This is a genomic window from Haemophilus sp. THUN1690 (assembly GCF_059704375.1).
Genome location: NZ_AP046583.1, coordinates 466,101 through 481,806, shown reverse-complemented (window position 1 = coordinate 481,806; position 15,706 = coordinate 466,101). Strand labels below are relative to the sequence as shown.

Here is a 15,706-nt window from a genome sequence, read left to right as displayed (position 1 = left end):
GAGATCTAGTGTGATGACAGTGCCTTGTCCTTTCGCCGTCATGCCGGCTAGGCGTAAATATTGCGTTAAAGCGCGTAAGCCACCCGCCTTGCCGCCGATGTCATAAAGGACGGTCATTAAATCTTTGTCGGCAATATCCAAGCCCCATGCTTGTGCAATCGCTTTAATGTCGCCTTTTGTACTGGCTTTTAAGCCACAGTTGTTACCAATGCGTGACCATAAACGGGCATACTCATGCGCCTGGTTTACGCCGCCTTGGATGCGGGTGTACACTTTATCGTTACCAATGAGCGCAAAGCCCACTTCTGCTTCTTCTTGAATAATGCGGATTTCTTCGAGTGCGTCATAAGGCAGGTGGTCGCTTTCGTCGATAATCACTAAGCCTTGTGTGCCTTTGAGCTTTTTAGTAATTAGGCGTGATAAGCGGTCTTTACGGCGTGGCGCATCGTTGATGCCTAGCTCAAGAGCCAGCTCATACAAAATACTGCTTAATGTGGCGCGCGCTGGGCTTGCGGTTATCATCCACACGTTTTGGTTCACTTTTTTGTATTCTTGGCATGCTTTGGTTTTGCCCACACCGCTTGCGCCGTAAACAGTCACCATGGTTGGTAAAATTTTGGCCATATCTAAGGCTGAAAAAACTTTCTTGGCGGTCGGAATCTCAATAAAGTGCGGTGCTTCCACAAACACTTTTTCTTTCTTCTCACGCGTGGCAAGCCAGTTGTTTAATGCGTATTCAACTTTTTCTACATTGCCAGCATAAGTGCCTTTTAAATACGCACTTAATGCCCCAGGATTCACGCCTGATTGTGCGGCAATCTCGCGCTGGGTGTAGGTTTGGTTGTCTAAGAGTTGTTTGATTTGGTTAATTAAAGTCATGTTTAACGCTCCTTAAATACGGCTTAAAGCCCCTTTTCCTTTTTCAACATTGCCAGCCCTTTTTGCCAGCCTTGTTCAAAATCGTTGGTATCTTCATCGTCATCTAATACCGCTTCGTGTTTGCGCACTGCGTTACCTTCTTGTCGGAATAGCTCGATGATTTTCGGTTCTAGCGGTACTTCTTCCTCGAATTGAGGCTGATAACGCGCTGCTTCTTGTGCATTCATCGTGAGTGTGGCTTTCGCTACCGCTTTCACCGCTTTCACCATTTGTTTGCGTGCTTTATCGTGTTCGCGGCCTTTCGCTTTATCACCAAATGCCACCGCATCTGTACATTTCGCTTCGGCTAAGAACACGCCATCCAAACCATAAACCCACACTTTGTTGTGCAAGTCTTGCGGGTCGAATTTCACCACCACCTTGCGGTGTGCGGTGGCAATCAGCTCGCTCGCTAAATAGCGGTTTTTGCGATTATTGACCTTGCCGCCTGCTTCTAACTCAAATGTGCCATCTTTTCTCAATGTAACGGCTTCGCTCATCAACATTAAAAACCGCATTTGTTCTGCACTTGCCTTGCGAATTTGCGCCTTGGCATAATCGCGCTCAAATACTTGGCTGAAACTGTAAATGCCTTGGCAAATTTCGGTTTGTCTGCCTTCGCGTTCATTGAAAGTGCGGATGCCATCTTCTATGGCTAAAATAAATGTGCCGTAATCCACGCCATCTTTCCCGCCGTTGTAGTTATCGGGCTTGTTATAAACGTTCTCGCCTGCGTAAAAACCTGCAAGACTTGGGTGTTTATCGACCAATTCGCCTAAACCACCGTGTGAAAACGCACGTTCGATTGGTTTCGCTTGCCCGTGACCTTTGCCAAATTGCACCGATGTCCACAACAATTCGATGCCAAGCATCGGAATAATCCCAGTCACATCATCTTCTTTCACTTTGAAGCGGTAGCGGTTTTTAACGCCCCCAGTCATCCATTTATTTGCCGCCGCGCGGGTGTTATCAATGGTGCATTTTTTCGGGATGCCGTATTTCCAAATCAAATCCATCAAACTTAGGCGGATGGTGTCGCTGTTTTCGCTCAAATCCACACGGTAAGCCAAGATTTTACGAGTGCGAATGTCTTGCCAAATCCAGGTTTTAGGGCGGACAATCTCACCGTTATGCCAACGCACGAACACGTTGTGTTGGTAGCCGTCGCCGTTGATCCATTCAAGGGCTTCAATTTCCGCCACGGTGCGGCGCATGGATGGGTAATACTGCATCACAGCATGATCACCTTCGCGTAATTGCACTTGTACCAATTTCGGTACTTCACGCTCAATTTTGCGTTTTATGCTACTTGCCGATGGGATGTTCCAGCCGTTTTCCCTCGCAGCGCGTTTTAAACGTTCGTAGCAACTACCAAATTGCGGTTGTTCGTTACGGAAATAATCTGCTTTAAAGGCTTCCCAGGCTTCTTCCGTAAATGCCGCTTCCTTACCAGATTTCTTGTTATTGTGTTTAGCAATCAATAACGGTAACCAATCTGGTCGTTCAAACGACCGCACTTGGTAATACCAACGTTTGAGCGATCCTTTCGCAATGTCGCATTCTTCCGCGACAGCATCCAAAGCAGTCATCAATTCCAAGCCGTTTCTCACTAAATCGTCTAATTTATGTAGTGGCACGAGTTTCGCTTTGGCGTGTTCCTTTTGTTTATCAGTCGCCTTTTCATAAGGTTTCCAAATCACTTCGGGCAAATAGTTGAGTTCTTTTCTCGCGCGGGGTGTTTCTGAAACGTTGTCGATTTCCACCGCACTTTGTTTTAATAAAAGCTCTGCTTGGGTTGCTTGTGGGAGAGAGGAGAAGGCGTATTCGTAACCGACACCGCGAATGCCTTGAACCTGTCTTTTTTCCCAGTTTCCTGCTCTTGCTTTCTTGTTTACCCCTTGTGGGGAACTAGGCATAGTTTCTAAAACTGCGAGCTGTTGAGCTGAAATCCACATTTCCATATATCCTCCTACTCGTAACGAGCGGGCCATATTTCCTCAGGTTTCATACCGATAAAATCTGCAATAATTCGTTCACCTTTTGGATATTTGCGATCAAGCGCATTGCCTAAAGTTCTAGGGTGTAAGCCAGCTTCAATGGATAGTTGAGACAAGGTTTTCCCTTTCTCTTGTATCATTGCGATGATGTATGCGCGGTGCATATTTTTTTTACTCTTTTTCATAATGTGCTATCCTTACTCTTTAGATTAAATCTTAGGTGTTACTCTTTAGAAACTATGGAAACTATACATCTAAGTTTTCAGAAACTCAAGCGGTTTCTGGAAAATAATTGATATTTTTTAGAGTCGCTTTTAAAGTGCTTTAATAATCAATGGGTTATACTTTAGAAACTAGGCAGAAACTAAAGTTTCTGAAAGGTAGATTTATGAGAAACTCCAAAGAGTGGTTTTCAGCAAATGAACTAAAAGACTTGGAAGGACTACCAAATTCGCCTCAGGGAATAAACAAGAGGGCTAGAACACAAAACTGGATAAAAAGAGAAAAGGACGGCGTACAAGGTGGCGCGGTTGAATATCACTATTCATCGTTACCCAAGGAAGTTCAAAAATCACTAGGTTTTATACCTTCCGTTGCTTCATCAATTGGAGCCGCAGTAGGGGCTAAGTTTGCGGGAGTGCCAGGTACTGTTATTGGTGGGATAATTGGTAGCATTACTGGTAGTGGCTCTAGCAATGAAACTAAGGTAGATATATCTAATGAAAACGTGATCATGATTGATAGCTATTCTTCTATCAACGTTTCAGCAGGCTTCGGCAGCTTTAATGAGGGCGTAACCAAGCCAGACGAGCAAACGCCTTATTCTGCGGCATTACTGCGAAAACTGGGCGTAAATCCGAAATACGCGGCCGTGTTTTGGGCAGACGGCATTTCAATGCGCCCAACCATTGATGACGGCGATCAGATGTTGGTGGATTTAAAAAGAAAGGAAATCAAAGGCGATAAAATCTATTTAGTGCAAAACGGTTCAAGCGTGTGGGTGAAACGCGTAAAAATTCGCTGGGACGGAGTGGAGCTGATTTCAGACAATAGAGAAGAATATCCCCCAATCATACTTTCAAAGGATGAAGCCGAAAATCTTCAAGTTATAGGACAACTCGTCCACCTCGGCAAAAATATGATTTAAACACCATTTAAACCCGCTTTAACGTTTCCCAAATTTAGCGGTTAAAGCGGTAAGTTTTGGAAATTTTTTCCCATTTCATTATTTCTTTTTTTCTTCTAATAAAAAAGGGGCTGGCACACCGCCAAGCCCCGTTTTATCTATATCCATCCCACTTATTCCCGAAAATTTCCGCCCAATCCCTATTTGTTTCTTTGTTTCTCATTTTAAGTGGTTGGTTACAGCCGTAAAACCCTTTAGCGCGCTGAAAGATTCTTTCCGTTTAGGCTATTCGAAAAAATCGCTGATTCGCGACATTATTTCAGGGTTAACCGTTGGTGTGATTGCAATTCCGCTTTCCATGGCTTTGGCTATTGCGAGTGGTGTGCCACCACAACATGGTCTTTACACGGCAATTATTGCGGGTATCGTTATTGCGCTGACAGGTGGTTCTCGCTTTAATATATCTGGGCCTACAGCAGCTTTTGTTGTGATTCTGTACCCTGTTACTCAACAATTTGGGCTAAGTGGTCTTTTGATGGCAACGTTGCTTTCTGGGCTCATTTTGGTTTTGATGGCGTTATTTCGTCTAGGACGTTTAATTGAATATATTCCCTTGCCTGTGACCCTAGGCTTTACTTGCGGGATTGGCATTACTATTGGTACTTTGCAGATTAAGGATTTTTTGGGGCTTTCCATAGAAAAAATGCCGGCGCATTATCTTGAAAAAATCCAAACAATTTTTACCGCACTTCCTACTATAAATTGGGCGAATGCAGCAGTTGGTGTGGTAACACTATTAGTCCTGACTCAATGGCATAAATTGCGTTTGGCAGTGCCAGGGCATCTACCTGCCGTGATTATTGGTACAATTTTAGCTCTAGCATTACAGCATTTTGATTTTGAGGTGGCGACGATTGGATCTGCATTCCAATATACTTTGCCTGATGGTTCCATTGGTCATGGGATTCCTAATGTATTGCCAGATTTTTCTCTGCCGTGGAATATTCCTGATGCGCAAGGTCAATTAATTCATTGGGATTTTAATAGCTTACAAGCTTTGTTACCTGCTGCTTTTTCAATGGCAGTATTGGGCGCAATTGAATCACTTCTTTGCGCAGTGATTTTAGATAATATGACAGATACTAAACATCACTCTAATAACGAGTTATTAGCACAAGGCTTGGGGAATATCATTTCTCCGTTTTTTGGAGGAATCACGGCAACAGCTGCGATTGCTCGTTCTGCGGCTAATGTGAAATCAGGGGCGGTATCGCCAATATCAAGTGTTGTGCACGCAATACTTGTTTTATTCGCTTTACTTTTGTTTTCGCAAGCCCTTTCTTATTTGCCTTTGTCATCGATGGCTGCTTTGTTGTTAGTGGTGGCGTGGAATATGGCAAGTGTGCACGATATTATTCATCTTGCTCGCCGTTCAGGCAAAAATGAAATGGCAGTGTTGCTGACTTGTCTTATTTTGACCGTATTGTTTGATATGGTGATTGCGATTAGTGTTGGGGTGTTGCTTGCAAGTCTCTTGTTTATTCGAACCATTGCTGAGATGACAAAAGCCATTGAACACAATGCGCCTGAAGATTTAGATGATGTGTTGGTTTACCGAATTAGTGGTCCACTTTTCTTTGCTGCTGCGGATAAATTATTTGCGGATTTGCATGATAGAACGGTTCATACCGATCATGAAATCCGACATATTGTGCTGCAATGTGATGCAGTGACAGTGCTTGATGCTGGTGGAATACATGCGCTTACTCGATTTGTTCAACACATGTTGCCCCATCAACAACTTTACTTGTGTAATATGCAATTCCAGCCGTTGAGAATGTTAGTTAAATCTAATTCTTCGCCAGATATTCAAAAAATTAATTTTGCGGCAGATTTAAACGAAACTTTCCATAAAATTCGTGACTTTGAAAAAACTACCCAATAATGAAAACTAAAGCGTGCTAGAATAGTGCGCTTTTTTATTACATCGTTCTAAACCATATCAAGGAATAATTATGCGTCCAAATAATCGAGAAAATAATCAACCCCGCCAAATTAAAATTACCCGTAATTACACTAAGCACGCTGAAGGTTCTGTGCTTGTTGAATTTGGTGATACCAAAGTGCTTTGTACTGCAACAGTGGAAGATGCTGTACCACGTTTCTTAAAAGGACAAGGGCAAGGCTGGGTCACGGCTGAATATGGAATGTTGCCACGCTCAACACATAGTCGTATGCAACGTGAGGCGGCTAAAGGTAAACAAGGCGGACGCACAATGGAAATTCAACGCTTAATTGCCCGCTCTTTGCGCGCGATGGTGGATCTTAAAGCACTTGGTGAACGTGCGATTACTTTAGATTGCGATGTTATTCAAGCGGATGGCGGCACACGTACTGCATCCATTACTGGTGCTGCTGTCGCATTATGTGATGCGATCAATGGTTTAATTGAGAATGGCACGTTAAAAAATAACCCAATTAAAGGTTTGGTTTCGGCAATTTCTGTAGGAATTGTTGATGGACAAGCCGTTTGTGATTTGGAATATGTGGAAGATTCTGCAGCGGAAACCGATATGAATGTTGTGATGATGGAAGATGGTCGAATGATTGAGGTGCAAGGCACCGCAGAAGGCGAGCCATTTAGCCATGAAGAATTATTAACATTATTAGATTTAGCGAAGCAAGGTTGTAATCAAATTTTTGTCGCTCAACGCGAAGCGCTAGGCTTATAAACACAGTTTATAGGGATTAAAAAAATGGAACAATATAAACGTGATTTTATCGAATTTGCTTTAAGCCGAAATGTATTGAAATTCGGAGAGTTTACTTTGAAATCGGGGCGTAAAAGTCCGTATTTCTTCAATGCAGGTTTGTTCAATACGGGGGCAGATTTAGCGCGTTTAGGCGAGTTCTATGCTGCAGCAATTCAGGCAAGTGCGGTAGATTTTGATGTAGTTTTTGGCCCCGCTTACAAAGGTATTCCAATTGGCACTTCAGTTTCGGTGGCGTTATTTAATCGTTATGGTATTGATAAACCCGTGTGTTTTAATCGCAAAGAAGTGAAAGATCACGGAGAGGGCGGCAATTTAATTGGTAGCCCATTGCAAGGAAAAATTTTGCTTGTGGATGACGTGATTACGGCTGGCACTGCGATCCGTGAATCTATGGAATTAATCAGTGCAAATAAGGCAGAGCTTGCGGCGGTATTAATCGCCTTAAACCGTAAAGAACGAGGAAAAGGCAAGCTTTCTGCAATTCAAGAAGTAGAACGTGATTATCAATGCCAAGTGCTATCAATCATTGATTTAGATGACTTGATGCAATTTATTGAACAAGATCCTCGATACAGTAGCCATTTGCCAGAAATGCGTGCTTATCGTGCCGAATTTGGCGTATAAAACTTGAGAAATAAATTTTTGTCATCATTATAAATAACATTATAAAAATAACCGCACTTTGACTTAACAGGGGAAAGAATGGGATTTATTGGAAAAATTATAGGCGTATTTTTAGGTTGGAAAGTTGGTGGATTTTTTGGTGCGATTGCTGGGCTCATTTTAGGTTCTATTGCAGATAAAAAATTGTATGAGCTTGGCTCGGTAAGTTCTAGTTTCTTTAAAAAGAAAACGACGCGTCAAGACTTGTTTATGCAAACTACCTTTGCGGTGCTAGGACATTTAAGCAAATCGAAAGGGCGTGTAACAGAAGAAGATATTCAATTAGCTAACCAATTAATGATTCAGCTTAAACTGGATGATGCGGGGCGTAAATTAGCTCAAGATGCGTTTCGTCGAGGTAAAGAATCTGATTTCCCGATTCGCCAAGTTATCCGTGAATTTCGCATTGGTTGTGGGCAACGTGCTGATTTATTGCGAATGTTCTTACAAGTGCAAGTTCAAGCGGCTTTTGCCGATTCAGAACTTCACGAAAATGAGAAAGAAGTGCTTTATGTAATTGCTGAAGAACTTGGTCTTTCTCGTATGCAATTTGAACAAATGATTGCGATGGAAATGGCTGCTAGAGCTTTTACTCAAGGTGGTTTTTATCAGCAATATCAACAAGGTGCCTATCAAGGTGGCTACCAATATCAGCAACAAAATAGTGGTGGTTACCAACATGCTTCAGGCCCAACTTTAAATGATGCCTATAAAGTATTGGGTGTGACTGAGTCCGACGAGCAAAACACGGTTAAGCGAGCTTATCGTCGTTTAATGAATGAACACCATCCAGATAAACTCGTGGCGAAAGGTTTACCGCCAGAAATGATGGAAATGGCAAAAGAAAAAACTCAACAGATTCAAGCCGCTTACGATTTAATTTGTAAAGCAAAAGGCTGGAAATAGTGCGTGTTATTCTTGCGCCTATGCAAGGGGTTCTAGATCCCTTTGTACGCCAACTTCTCACCGAAGTGAATGACTACGATTTATGTATAACAGAATTTGTTCGCGTAGTTGATCAACTTCTCCCTGAAAAAGTATTTTATCGTTTATGCCCTGAATTAAAAAATCAGGGCTTTACTTCTTCTGGCACGCCTGTGCGAGTACAGTTGCTTGGGCAGCATCCAGAATGCCTTGCTGAAAATGCGATTCGTGCGATCGAGCTTGGCTCTCATGGTGTTGATTTAAATTGTGGTTGCCCTTCTAAAACAGTGAATGGCAGCAATGGTGGTGCGGCATTATTGAAACAGCCTGAATTGATTTATCGTGCCACTCAAGCCTTACGCAGAGCTGTGCCAAGTGAATTCCCCGTTAGTGTAAAAGTGCGGTTAGGCTGGGATGATATTTCTCAAGCTTTTGAAATCGCTGATGCGGTAGAGCAGGGTGGTGCAACCGAAATTACAGTTCATGGACGCACAAAATCTGATGGTTATCGCGCTGATCGAATTAATTGGAAAAAAATTGGCGAAGTACGAGAGCGTTTATCCATTCCTGTTATTGCTAACGGAGAAATTTGGCATTGGCAAGATGGGCAAGATTGCTTATCTCAAACAGGTTGTCAGGATTTAATGGTGGGACGAGGTGCGTTGAATATTCCGAATTTAAGCCATGTTTTGAAATCAAATGCAGAAAAAATGCCTTGGTGTGAGATTCAAAAAATCTTGCAAAAATATGCTAATGTCGAAAATGAATATGACAGCGGTTTTTATCATGTGGCACGAATTAAACAGTGGTTACGTTATTTGAATAAGGAATATGATGAAGCGAACCAAGTGTTTGATAAGATTAAGACTTGCCAAACTGCTGAAGATTTGAAATTACGTTTAAATGATAAATAAAAAACCTGCTAATCAGCAGGTTTTCTTTTTCTAAATTATTTAAAAACTCACCGCACTTTTTAATTTTTTCAGTGCATTGGTTTCTAATTGACGGATACGTTCCGCAGAGACATTATACTTTGCAGCTAAGTCGTGTAATGTGGCTTTGTTATCATCTAACCAACGAGCTTTGATAATATCCTGACTACGCGCATCTAGACTTTGTAGCGCTGCACCTAATTGCTCGGTTGCTTGGCTTTCAAAGTTTTCATTTTCCAGCTCTGCTGCGAAATTAGAACTTTTATCTTCCAAATAAAGGGCTGGAGAATAGGTCTCTGTTTCTGCATCATCAGTGGGTAAATCAAAACCTACATCCGCACCGCTCATACGCGATTCCATTTCGATAACATCTTCTTTGGAAACACCCAATTCATTTGCCACGATATCAACTTCATTTTCATTGAACCAGCCTAAACGTTGTTTAGTTTTGCGTAGGTTGAAAAATAATTTACGTTGAGCTTTCGTAGTTGCGACTTTTACGATACGCCAGTTACGAAGAACATATTCGTGGATTTCCGCTTTAATCCAATGCACAGCGAATGACACCAAACGTACACCAACTTCAGGGTTAAAACGTTTAACGGCTTTCATTAAGCCGATATTGCCTTCTTGGATTAAATCAGCTTGAGGCAAACCATAGCCAGAATAGCCACGTGCAACATGGATCACGAAACGAAGATGCGACAAAATGAGTTTTTTCGCTGCATCTAAATCCTCGTGATAATACAAACGTTCTGCCAATTCCTTTTCTTCCTCTGCGGTCAGCATCGGATATTCATTTGCCGCACGAATATAACCTTCGATACTGCCTTGAGGAACTAACATCATTTGTGTTTCTTTATCCATCGTTTCCCTTCTTTATTTTGGCTTTTGCCAATCAGTGAGCCTAGTTATAGCACAATAAGCTATCTTATTGAACCAATTTGTTAATAAGACAGGTTTTATCAATCAAAAGTTCAATTATTCTAAATAATTCTGATTAATTAGCAAAGTGGAATCAGGGTTAAATTAAGATTTTCATCAATCACCTTAAATAGTAAATCAATGTTCGGATGCTTGCCTGGATTCACTTTTGCATCTTCGACGTGTTCTGCAAACCATTCAACACCTTGTTGTGCGGAAGTGCGGTTTAATTTCCCGTTAAATTTTTCAGCCAACGCATTATAAAGGCGAAGCGAACCTAATTTACCTGGTATGGCTGGAATGTTGTGGATAATCGTTTCACCATCCATCACATTTAAACCGGTTAAATGATCGATTGTGGGTAAGGTTTCTAAAATTTCTTTAAAGCTCATGGTTTATTTCCTTAATCTATATAAATTATGCGATAGTTTGCTCGCTATTTACTTCGCCAGTTGCACCAATAAAGCGGACTTCAGGTTGTAAATATACACCAAATTTTTCTGCAACAGTTTGGCGAACGTGATGGGCGAGTTTGACCACGTCTTGTCCTGTTGCCCCGCTTTTGTTAATTAATACTAATGCTTGTTTTTCATGAACGGCTGCACCGCCAATTTGAAAACCTTTAAGATTGCATTGATCAATCAGCCAGCCCGCCGCTAATTTCACTGAGCCATCTGCCTGTGGAAAGTGCGGTAGATTTTCGTGATGTTTTTTGATTTCCTCAAAATGTTCCGAACTGACAACCGGGTTTTTAAAGAAACTGCCCGCATTACCAAATTCATTTGGATTAGGTAATTTACTTTGACGGATATGACAGACTTCATCAAAAATTTGTTTAGCGGTGACAGTTTTGGGATCGAACTCTACAAGTGAGCCATATTTTAGAATAGGCTGCCAATTTTTTGTGAGCTTTAATCCAACCGCCGTAATCACATAACCTTGTTGATAACGATGTTTGAAAATACTTTCACGATAACCAAATTCACATTGTTCTGTGTCGAGTCGGAAGGTTTCATTTGTGTTTAAATTAATCACATCTACATAATTGCACACATCTTTAAATTCAACGCCATAAGCACCGATATTTTGAATTGGTGCAGAGCCTGCACAGCCAGGAATCAGAGCCAGATTTTCTAATCCATAAATACCATTGTTAATAGACCATTCCACCAATTCATGCCAATTTTCACCGCCATTTACATGCAGGTAGTTAAAATCAGAATCCTGTTGATGAGTAATACCCATTAAACGATTTAAAATCACCACACCATTAAAATCATCCAGAAATAGCATATTACTGCCTTGACCTAGAAAAAGTGCGGGTAAATTTTCCGCTTTTGAATGAGTCCATGCTTGTTGTAGTTGTTCAATGCTATGTGCTTCGATAATTTCACGAGCATTAGCGTGAATATGGAAAGTGTGAAAAGGTTGTAAATTTTGCATTTAAAATACCATTGTCGGGGGCATAAAAAATTTATCTTTTATACCAGCTGCTATGAATAATTATATCCACCGTAATCAACATAACGCGTGCGGAAGCGTGATTTTCACCTGTGTACCGCCTTGTTCGCGACGGATGATGTTAAATTCTGCGTTAAGTTGGCGACTACGTTCAGTCATAATATTTAACCCATAATGACCTTCAGGCTCTTCAAGGTCTTGAATACCGATACCATTATCTTCAACTAAAATTTCGTATTCGCCTTCGGCATTAATTTTGGCGCTAATTTCAATTGCTGTGCCTTGAGAATGTTTGATCGCATTGGTGGTGGCTTCGCGTACAATTTGTAGCACATGAACCAGTTGTTGTGGATTCAAACTTTGTGATGGCAATTGGCAATTAACGTTCATTTGCATCGTTGTTTGTGAACGCAATGAGTCAATCACTTGTTCTAGCGCAAGCTGTAAATTAGCTTCTTGTATGGTTAAACGGAAAGTGGCTAAAAGCTCGCGTAATTGTGCATATCCACTCGAAAGAGCCTGTTCAAAATCACGAATAATGACCAAACTTTGTTCTTTGGATGAATCGCCTTCTTTCTTCAAGTTATGTTTAAGTAATGTAAGTTGAATCTGTAAAAACGATAGCACTTGAGCCAATGAGTCATGCAATTCTCGCGCGATAATTGACCGCTCTTCCATCAATAATAGCTGTTCTTGTTGGCGTAAACTTTTTTGGAAATAAAGGGCTCTCCCAAGCATTTGAGCAAGGTTTTGCATCATTCTCGGATCGGGACAAGGCAATCCTGCTTGCCAAGAGAGTGCACCGAATTCTTCGTTATCGACAGAAAGTGTCTCAGTTTGCAACGAGCAGTCTAAATCTTGAGTACCAAAAGCAATATCCCAATGCTCTGCACCCATAACTTCAACTTTGATATATTTCAAATTTTCGCTGACCAGAATGTGATCGAGCACTTGGCTTAATACTTTATCGTTGATCGTGTTGGCATTAAGAATTTGAGAACTTTGATAAAGTGTCGTCAACGAGCGGTTAGTTTGGCGTAACTTTTGTGTTTTTTCGTTTACCGTTTCTTCCAAACGTGAATAAAGCTGCCCAAGCTCCGTGGACATTTGTGTGAAGATACGCGCCAATGTACCGAGTTCATTTTGTTTCGTTGTATCTAGCGGAATGTGATTGAATTGACGCATTTGCACTTGCATACTGGCTTTCGTCATTAAGTGCAGTGGTTTTACGACTTCCCGCTGTGTGTACCAAATCACATAAGACACCATGAGTAAAATTAACCACATCGCGAAAAAAAGTACCGATACGCCCAAAATCCATTTTTGTTCACTGAAACGTTGTAGCTCAAACACAAAATAATCAACATCAGCCACATAGTCAGTGAGCTGATTACTATAGTTTTTTACATCGTGTTGGCGCGCATATTTTTCCATGTTCGTCCAACGTTGCAAAATGTTTTGATAGGAATGTTTTAATACATTCGGTGTGAAAAATTGATTTTGAACTTCCAATAAAGCAGATGAATGAAGGCTTATATGATAACGACGTAAGTTCGTTTCCACGCTTTCTGGTTGTTCTTGCATTTCATAGAGCAGGCGATAACTTTGCATCCGCAAAGAACCTGAAATATTAATGGCTTCTGCATCATATTTATTACTGCTCATAATTGCCAAACTTAGCGAGCTAATCACGCCAGCAACAATGAGAATGATGAATAAATATTTAGCAATACGAGTGGAAACTGAACGTTTAGTATGCACAGGAAACTCCAGTGGAAATTTAGAAAAGTGCGGTGAATTTTTTATTTCTTTTTTAATTTAGCCCAAACTTTATCTTCTTGACCGCGCCATAAACGTTGAACGTTATCGTGATGACGATAAATTAATAGGCAACATACCAGTGCAACGGGAAAAGTAAATTCAGGTTTAAACCACCACACATAAAAAGGCACAAGTAAAGCAGAAATAACCGCACTTAATGAAGAATAACCGCTGATAAGAAAAACGAAGCCCCAAGTGCCTAATGTAGAACCAGCTACAGCCCAAGAAATTGGTGCGATTGCACCGAAAGCGGTTGCGACGCCTTTACCGCCTTTGAAGTGGAAGAAAATGGGGAAAATGTGCCCTAAGCAAGCACCTAGTGCGACCATGCCTAATTCAAATTGTGTGAGTCCTAAATAGTAACCAACCCATACTGGCGTCATGCCTTTTAAAATATCAATAATTAGTACAGCGAGAGCAGACCAACGGCCACCGATACGAAGCACATTTGTCGTCCCAGGATTGTTTGATCCATTTTGACGAGGATCCGGTAAGCCAGCAATGCGACAAATTAGAATAGCACTGGAAATAGAGCCTAAAAGATAGGCACAAAGCATATAAAAAAGGGCAAAAAGGCTCATTTTGTACTCCAGCAAGAAAAAATATTCGTTATTCTACCCAAAGTTGATAGCATACGCCTACAATAATTTTAGAGGAAATCTTATGGATCGTGTTTTTATTGAAGAATTGACTGTTTTTGCTCAAATTGGCGTATATGATTGGGAACAGCAAATTAAGCAAAAGCTTGTGTTTGATTTGGAAATGGCGTGGGATTGTAAACAAGCTGCGGAAACGGATGATGTTGCATATTGTTTGAATTATGCTGAAGTGAGTCAAGTGATAATTGATTATGTGGAAAGTAAACCTTTCTTGTTGATTGAGCGAGTAGCTTATGAAGTGGCGGATTTGCTTGAGTCACGTTATCAACTTCAAGGATTAAAAATGAAACTGAGTAAACCGAAAGCTGTCGCGCAAGCTCGAAATGTTGGCGTATTAATTGTACGTGGATGTGTAAAATAATGTGAAATTTTCGTAAAAACTTGTCGGCTTTTTAAACGAAATTGACTAAAATAGTCATGAATTTTTACTGCAATAAAGGAGATTGCAATGAATATGAAAACCTTATTAGCACTAGCGGTTAGTGCGGTATGTTCAGTTGGTGTGGCGCAAGCACATGAGCATAATCATGATCACAATATGGCACCAAAAGGTGCTTCTATTGAAGTGAAAGTGCAACAACTTGATCCAGTAAATGGTAACAAAGATGTGGGGACAGTGACTATTACTGAATCTAACTATGGTCTTGTGTTTACTCCTAATTTACAAGGATTAAGCGAAGGATTACATGGTTTCCACATCCATGAAAACCCAAGCTGTGAGCCAAAAGAAAAAGAGGGTAAATTGACAGCTGGTTTAGGCGCTGGTGGTCACTGGGATCCTAAAGGTGCAAAACAACATGGTTACCCATGGCAAGATGATGCACACTTGGGTGATTTACCTGCATTAACTGTATTACATGATGGCACTGCAACTAATCCTGTTTTAGCACCACGTCTTAAACATTTAGATGATGTTCGCGGTCACTCTATTATGATCCATGCTGGTGGTGATAATCACTCCGATCATCCAGCTCCACTTGGCGGTGGCGGCCCACGTATGGCATGTGGCGTGATTAAATAATTCGATTTTTTAAAGATAAAAAAGTGCGGTCAAGTTTGACCGCACTTTGTGTTTAAACTCAATGCAACATCATATTTAGCCATTAGTAGTGGTTTGATGAACATAGCTAAAGTAAGTAATATATATCGATAATAATGAGCCGATATATCGGGAGGAATATTGAAAACTAAGCTATTACTTCAATATCTTATATTTTGGGTAATTATATTTATTATTTGTTTTACATTTTTTACATTAGCATTTAGTTTGTTTGAACTACTTCTAAAACTTGATAGTTATTCTTTTTCTGATTTTAAGAAAATGGCATATTTCTGGCTAAATGGATCTGCTGCAATGGCGACTCTAGTTTTGATAATTGAAGCTAGAAATAAGCGATGGTAATATTGGAGACGTTTTAAAAAAGTAATGTTTAGAAATATTGGATAGGTTGATATTTGAGTAGAATGTAATTTAAAATGTTCAGATATAAAGTGCGGTCAATTTCCA

Annotated in this window: 16 protein-coding genes; 8 read left to right on the top strand and 8 right to left on the bottom strand. The window is 40.8% G+C overall.

What is annotated here, in order from left to right:
- The 3 genes from AC6H22_RS08825 to AC6H22_RS08815 all read right to left on the bottom strand — a co-directional run.
- A partial coding sequence (locus AC6H22_RS08825; protein WP_497515626.1) for an AAA family ATPase occupies positions 1-879 on the bottom strand: 879 nt, incomplete at its 3' end.
- 23 nt (positions 880-902) lie between these two features.
- Positions 903-2,879: a transposase domain-containing protein gene (locus AC6H22_RS08820; RefSeq protein WP_497515625.1), complete on the bottom strand. Its 1,977-nt coding sequence runs from the start codon at positions 2,877-2,879 to the stop codon at positions 903-905.
- Between the two features lie 8 nt (positions 2,880-2,887).
- Positions 2,888-3,100, bottom strand: a complete 213-nt coding sequence (locus AC6H22_RS08815) for a helix-turn-helix domain-containing protein (protein ID WP_061723340.1) — start codon at positions 3,098-3,100, stop codon at positions 2,888-2,890.
- A 203-nt stretch (positions 3,101-3,303) separates the two neighbouring features.
- Between AC6H22_RS08815 and AC6H22_RS08810 the strand changes: the two genes are divergently transcribed.
- From AC6H22_RS08810 to dusC, 6 genes are all read left to right on the top strand, one after another.
- Entirely contained in the window at positions 3,304-4,062 is a 759-nt protein-coding gene (locus tag AC6H22_RS08810) for a helix-turn-helix domain-containing protein (RefSeq protein WP_044233315.1), read from the top strand.
- A 211-nt stretch (positions 4,063-4,273) separates the two neighbouring features.
- Complete coding sequence (dauA, locus tag AC6H22_RS08805; RefSeq protein WP_497515623.1) at positions 4,274-5,986, top strand: C4-dicarboxylic acid transporter DauA; 1,713 nt, start codon at positions 4,274-4,276, stop codon at positions 5,984-5,986.
- 70 nt (positions 5,987-6,056) lie between these two features.
- Positions 6,057-6,773, top strand: a complete 717-nt coding sequence (gene rph, locus AC6H22_RS08800; RefSeq protein WP_046952594.1) for a ribonuclease PH — start codon at positions 6,057-6,059, stop codon at positions 6,771-6,773.
- Positions 6,774-6,797: 24 nt separating this feature from the next.
- A complete protein-coding gene (gene pyrE, locus AC6H22_RS08795) occupies positions 6,798-7,439 on the top strand; it encodes an orotate phosphoribosyltransferase (RefSeq protein ID WP_005626835.1) in 642 nt (213 codons plus the stop codon).
- A 78-nt stretch (positions 7,440-7,517) separates the two neighbouring features.
- Positions 7,518-8,384, top strand: a complete 867-nt coding sequence (gene djlA, locus AC6H22_RS08790; protein WP_005636320.1) for a co-chaperone DjlA — start codon at positions 7,518-7,520, stop codon at positions 8,382-8,384.
- Positions 8,384-9,316: a tRNA dihydrouridine(16) synthase DusC gene (gene dusC, locus AC6H22_RS08785; protein WP_497512831.1), complete on the top strand. Its 933-nt coding sequence runs from the start codon at positions 8,384-8,386 to the stop codon at positions 9,314-9,316. Before djlA ends, dusC begins: the two co-directional genes overlap by 1 nt.
- Before the next feature lie 39 nt (positions 9,317-9,355).
- Here the strand turns inward: dusC and rpoH are convergent, their stop codons facing one another.
- From rpoH to plsY, 5 genes are all read right to left on the bottom strand, one after another.
- Positions 9,356-10,201, bottom strand: a complete 846-nt coding sequence (gene rpoH, locus AC6H22_RS08780; RefSeq protein ID WP_005626842.1) for an RNA polymerase sigma factor RpoH — start codon at positions 10,199-10,201, stop codon at positions 9,356-9,358.
- 137 nt (positions 10,202-10,338) lie between these two features.
- Positions 10,339-10,650 carry a DUF2322 family protein gene (locus tag AC6H22_RS08775; RefSeq protein WP_005626845.1) on the bottom strand — a complete coding sequence of 104 codons (312 nt, stop codon included), beginning with the start codon at positions 10,648-10,650 and terminating at the stop codon, positions 10,339-10,341.
- 25 nt (positions 10,651-10,675) lie between these two features.
- Positions 10,676-11,701, bottom strand: a complete 1,026-nt coding sequence (gene murB, locus AC6H22_RS08770; protein ID WP_046952592.1) for a UDP-N-acetylmuramate dehydrogenase — start codon at positions 11,699-11,701, stop codon at positions 10,676-10,678.
- Between the two features lie 75 nt (positions 11,702-11,776).
- Positions 11,777-13,480, bottom strand: a complete 1,704-nt coding sequence (narQ, locus tag AC6H22_RS08765; RefSeq protein ID WP_046939406.1) for a nitrate/nitrite two-component system sensor histidine kinase NarQ — start codon at positions 13,478-13,480, stop codon at positions 11,777-11,779.
- 41 nt (positions 13,481-13,521) lie between these two features.
- Positions 13,522-14,121 (bottom strand): glycerol-3-phosphate 1-O-acyltransferase PlsY, encoded by a 600-nt coding sequence (plsY, locus tag AC6H22_RS08760; RefSeq protein WP_005626856.1) that lies wholly within the window; start codon positions 14,119-14,121, stop codon positions 13,522-13,524.
- 82 nt (positions 14,122-14,203) lie between these two features.
- Here plsY and folB point away from each other — a divergent pair, with 82 nt between their 5' ends.
- Both folB and sodC read left to right on the top strand, forming a co-directional pair.
- Complete coding sequence (folB, locus tag AC6H22_RS08755) at positions 14,204-14,560, top strand: dihydroneopterin aldolase (protein WP_005626859.1); 357 nt, start codon at positions 14,204-14,206, stop codon at positions 14,558-14,560.
- Positions 14,561-14,647: 87 nt separating this feature from the next.
- Positions 14,648-15,220, top strand: a complete 573-nt coding sequence (gene sodC / locus AC6H22_RS08750; protein ID WP_005626862.1) for a superoxide dismutase family protein — start codon at positions 14,648-14,650, stop codon at positions 15,218-15,220.
- The last annotated feature ends 486 nt before the right edge of the window (positions 15,221-15,706 follow it).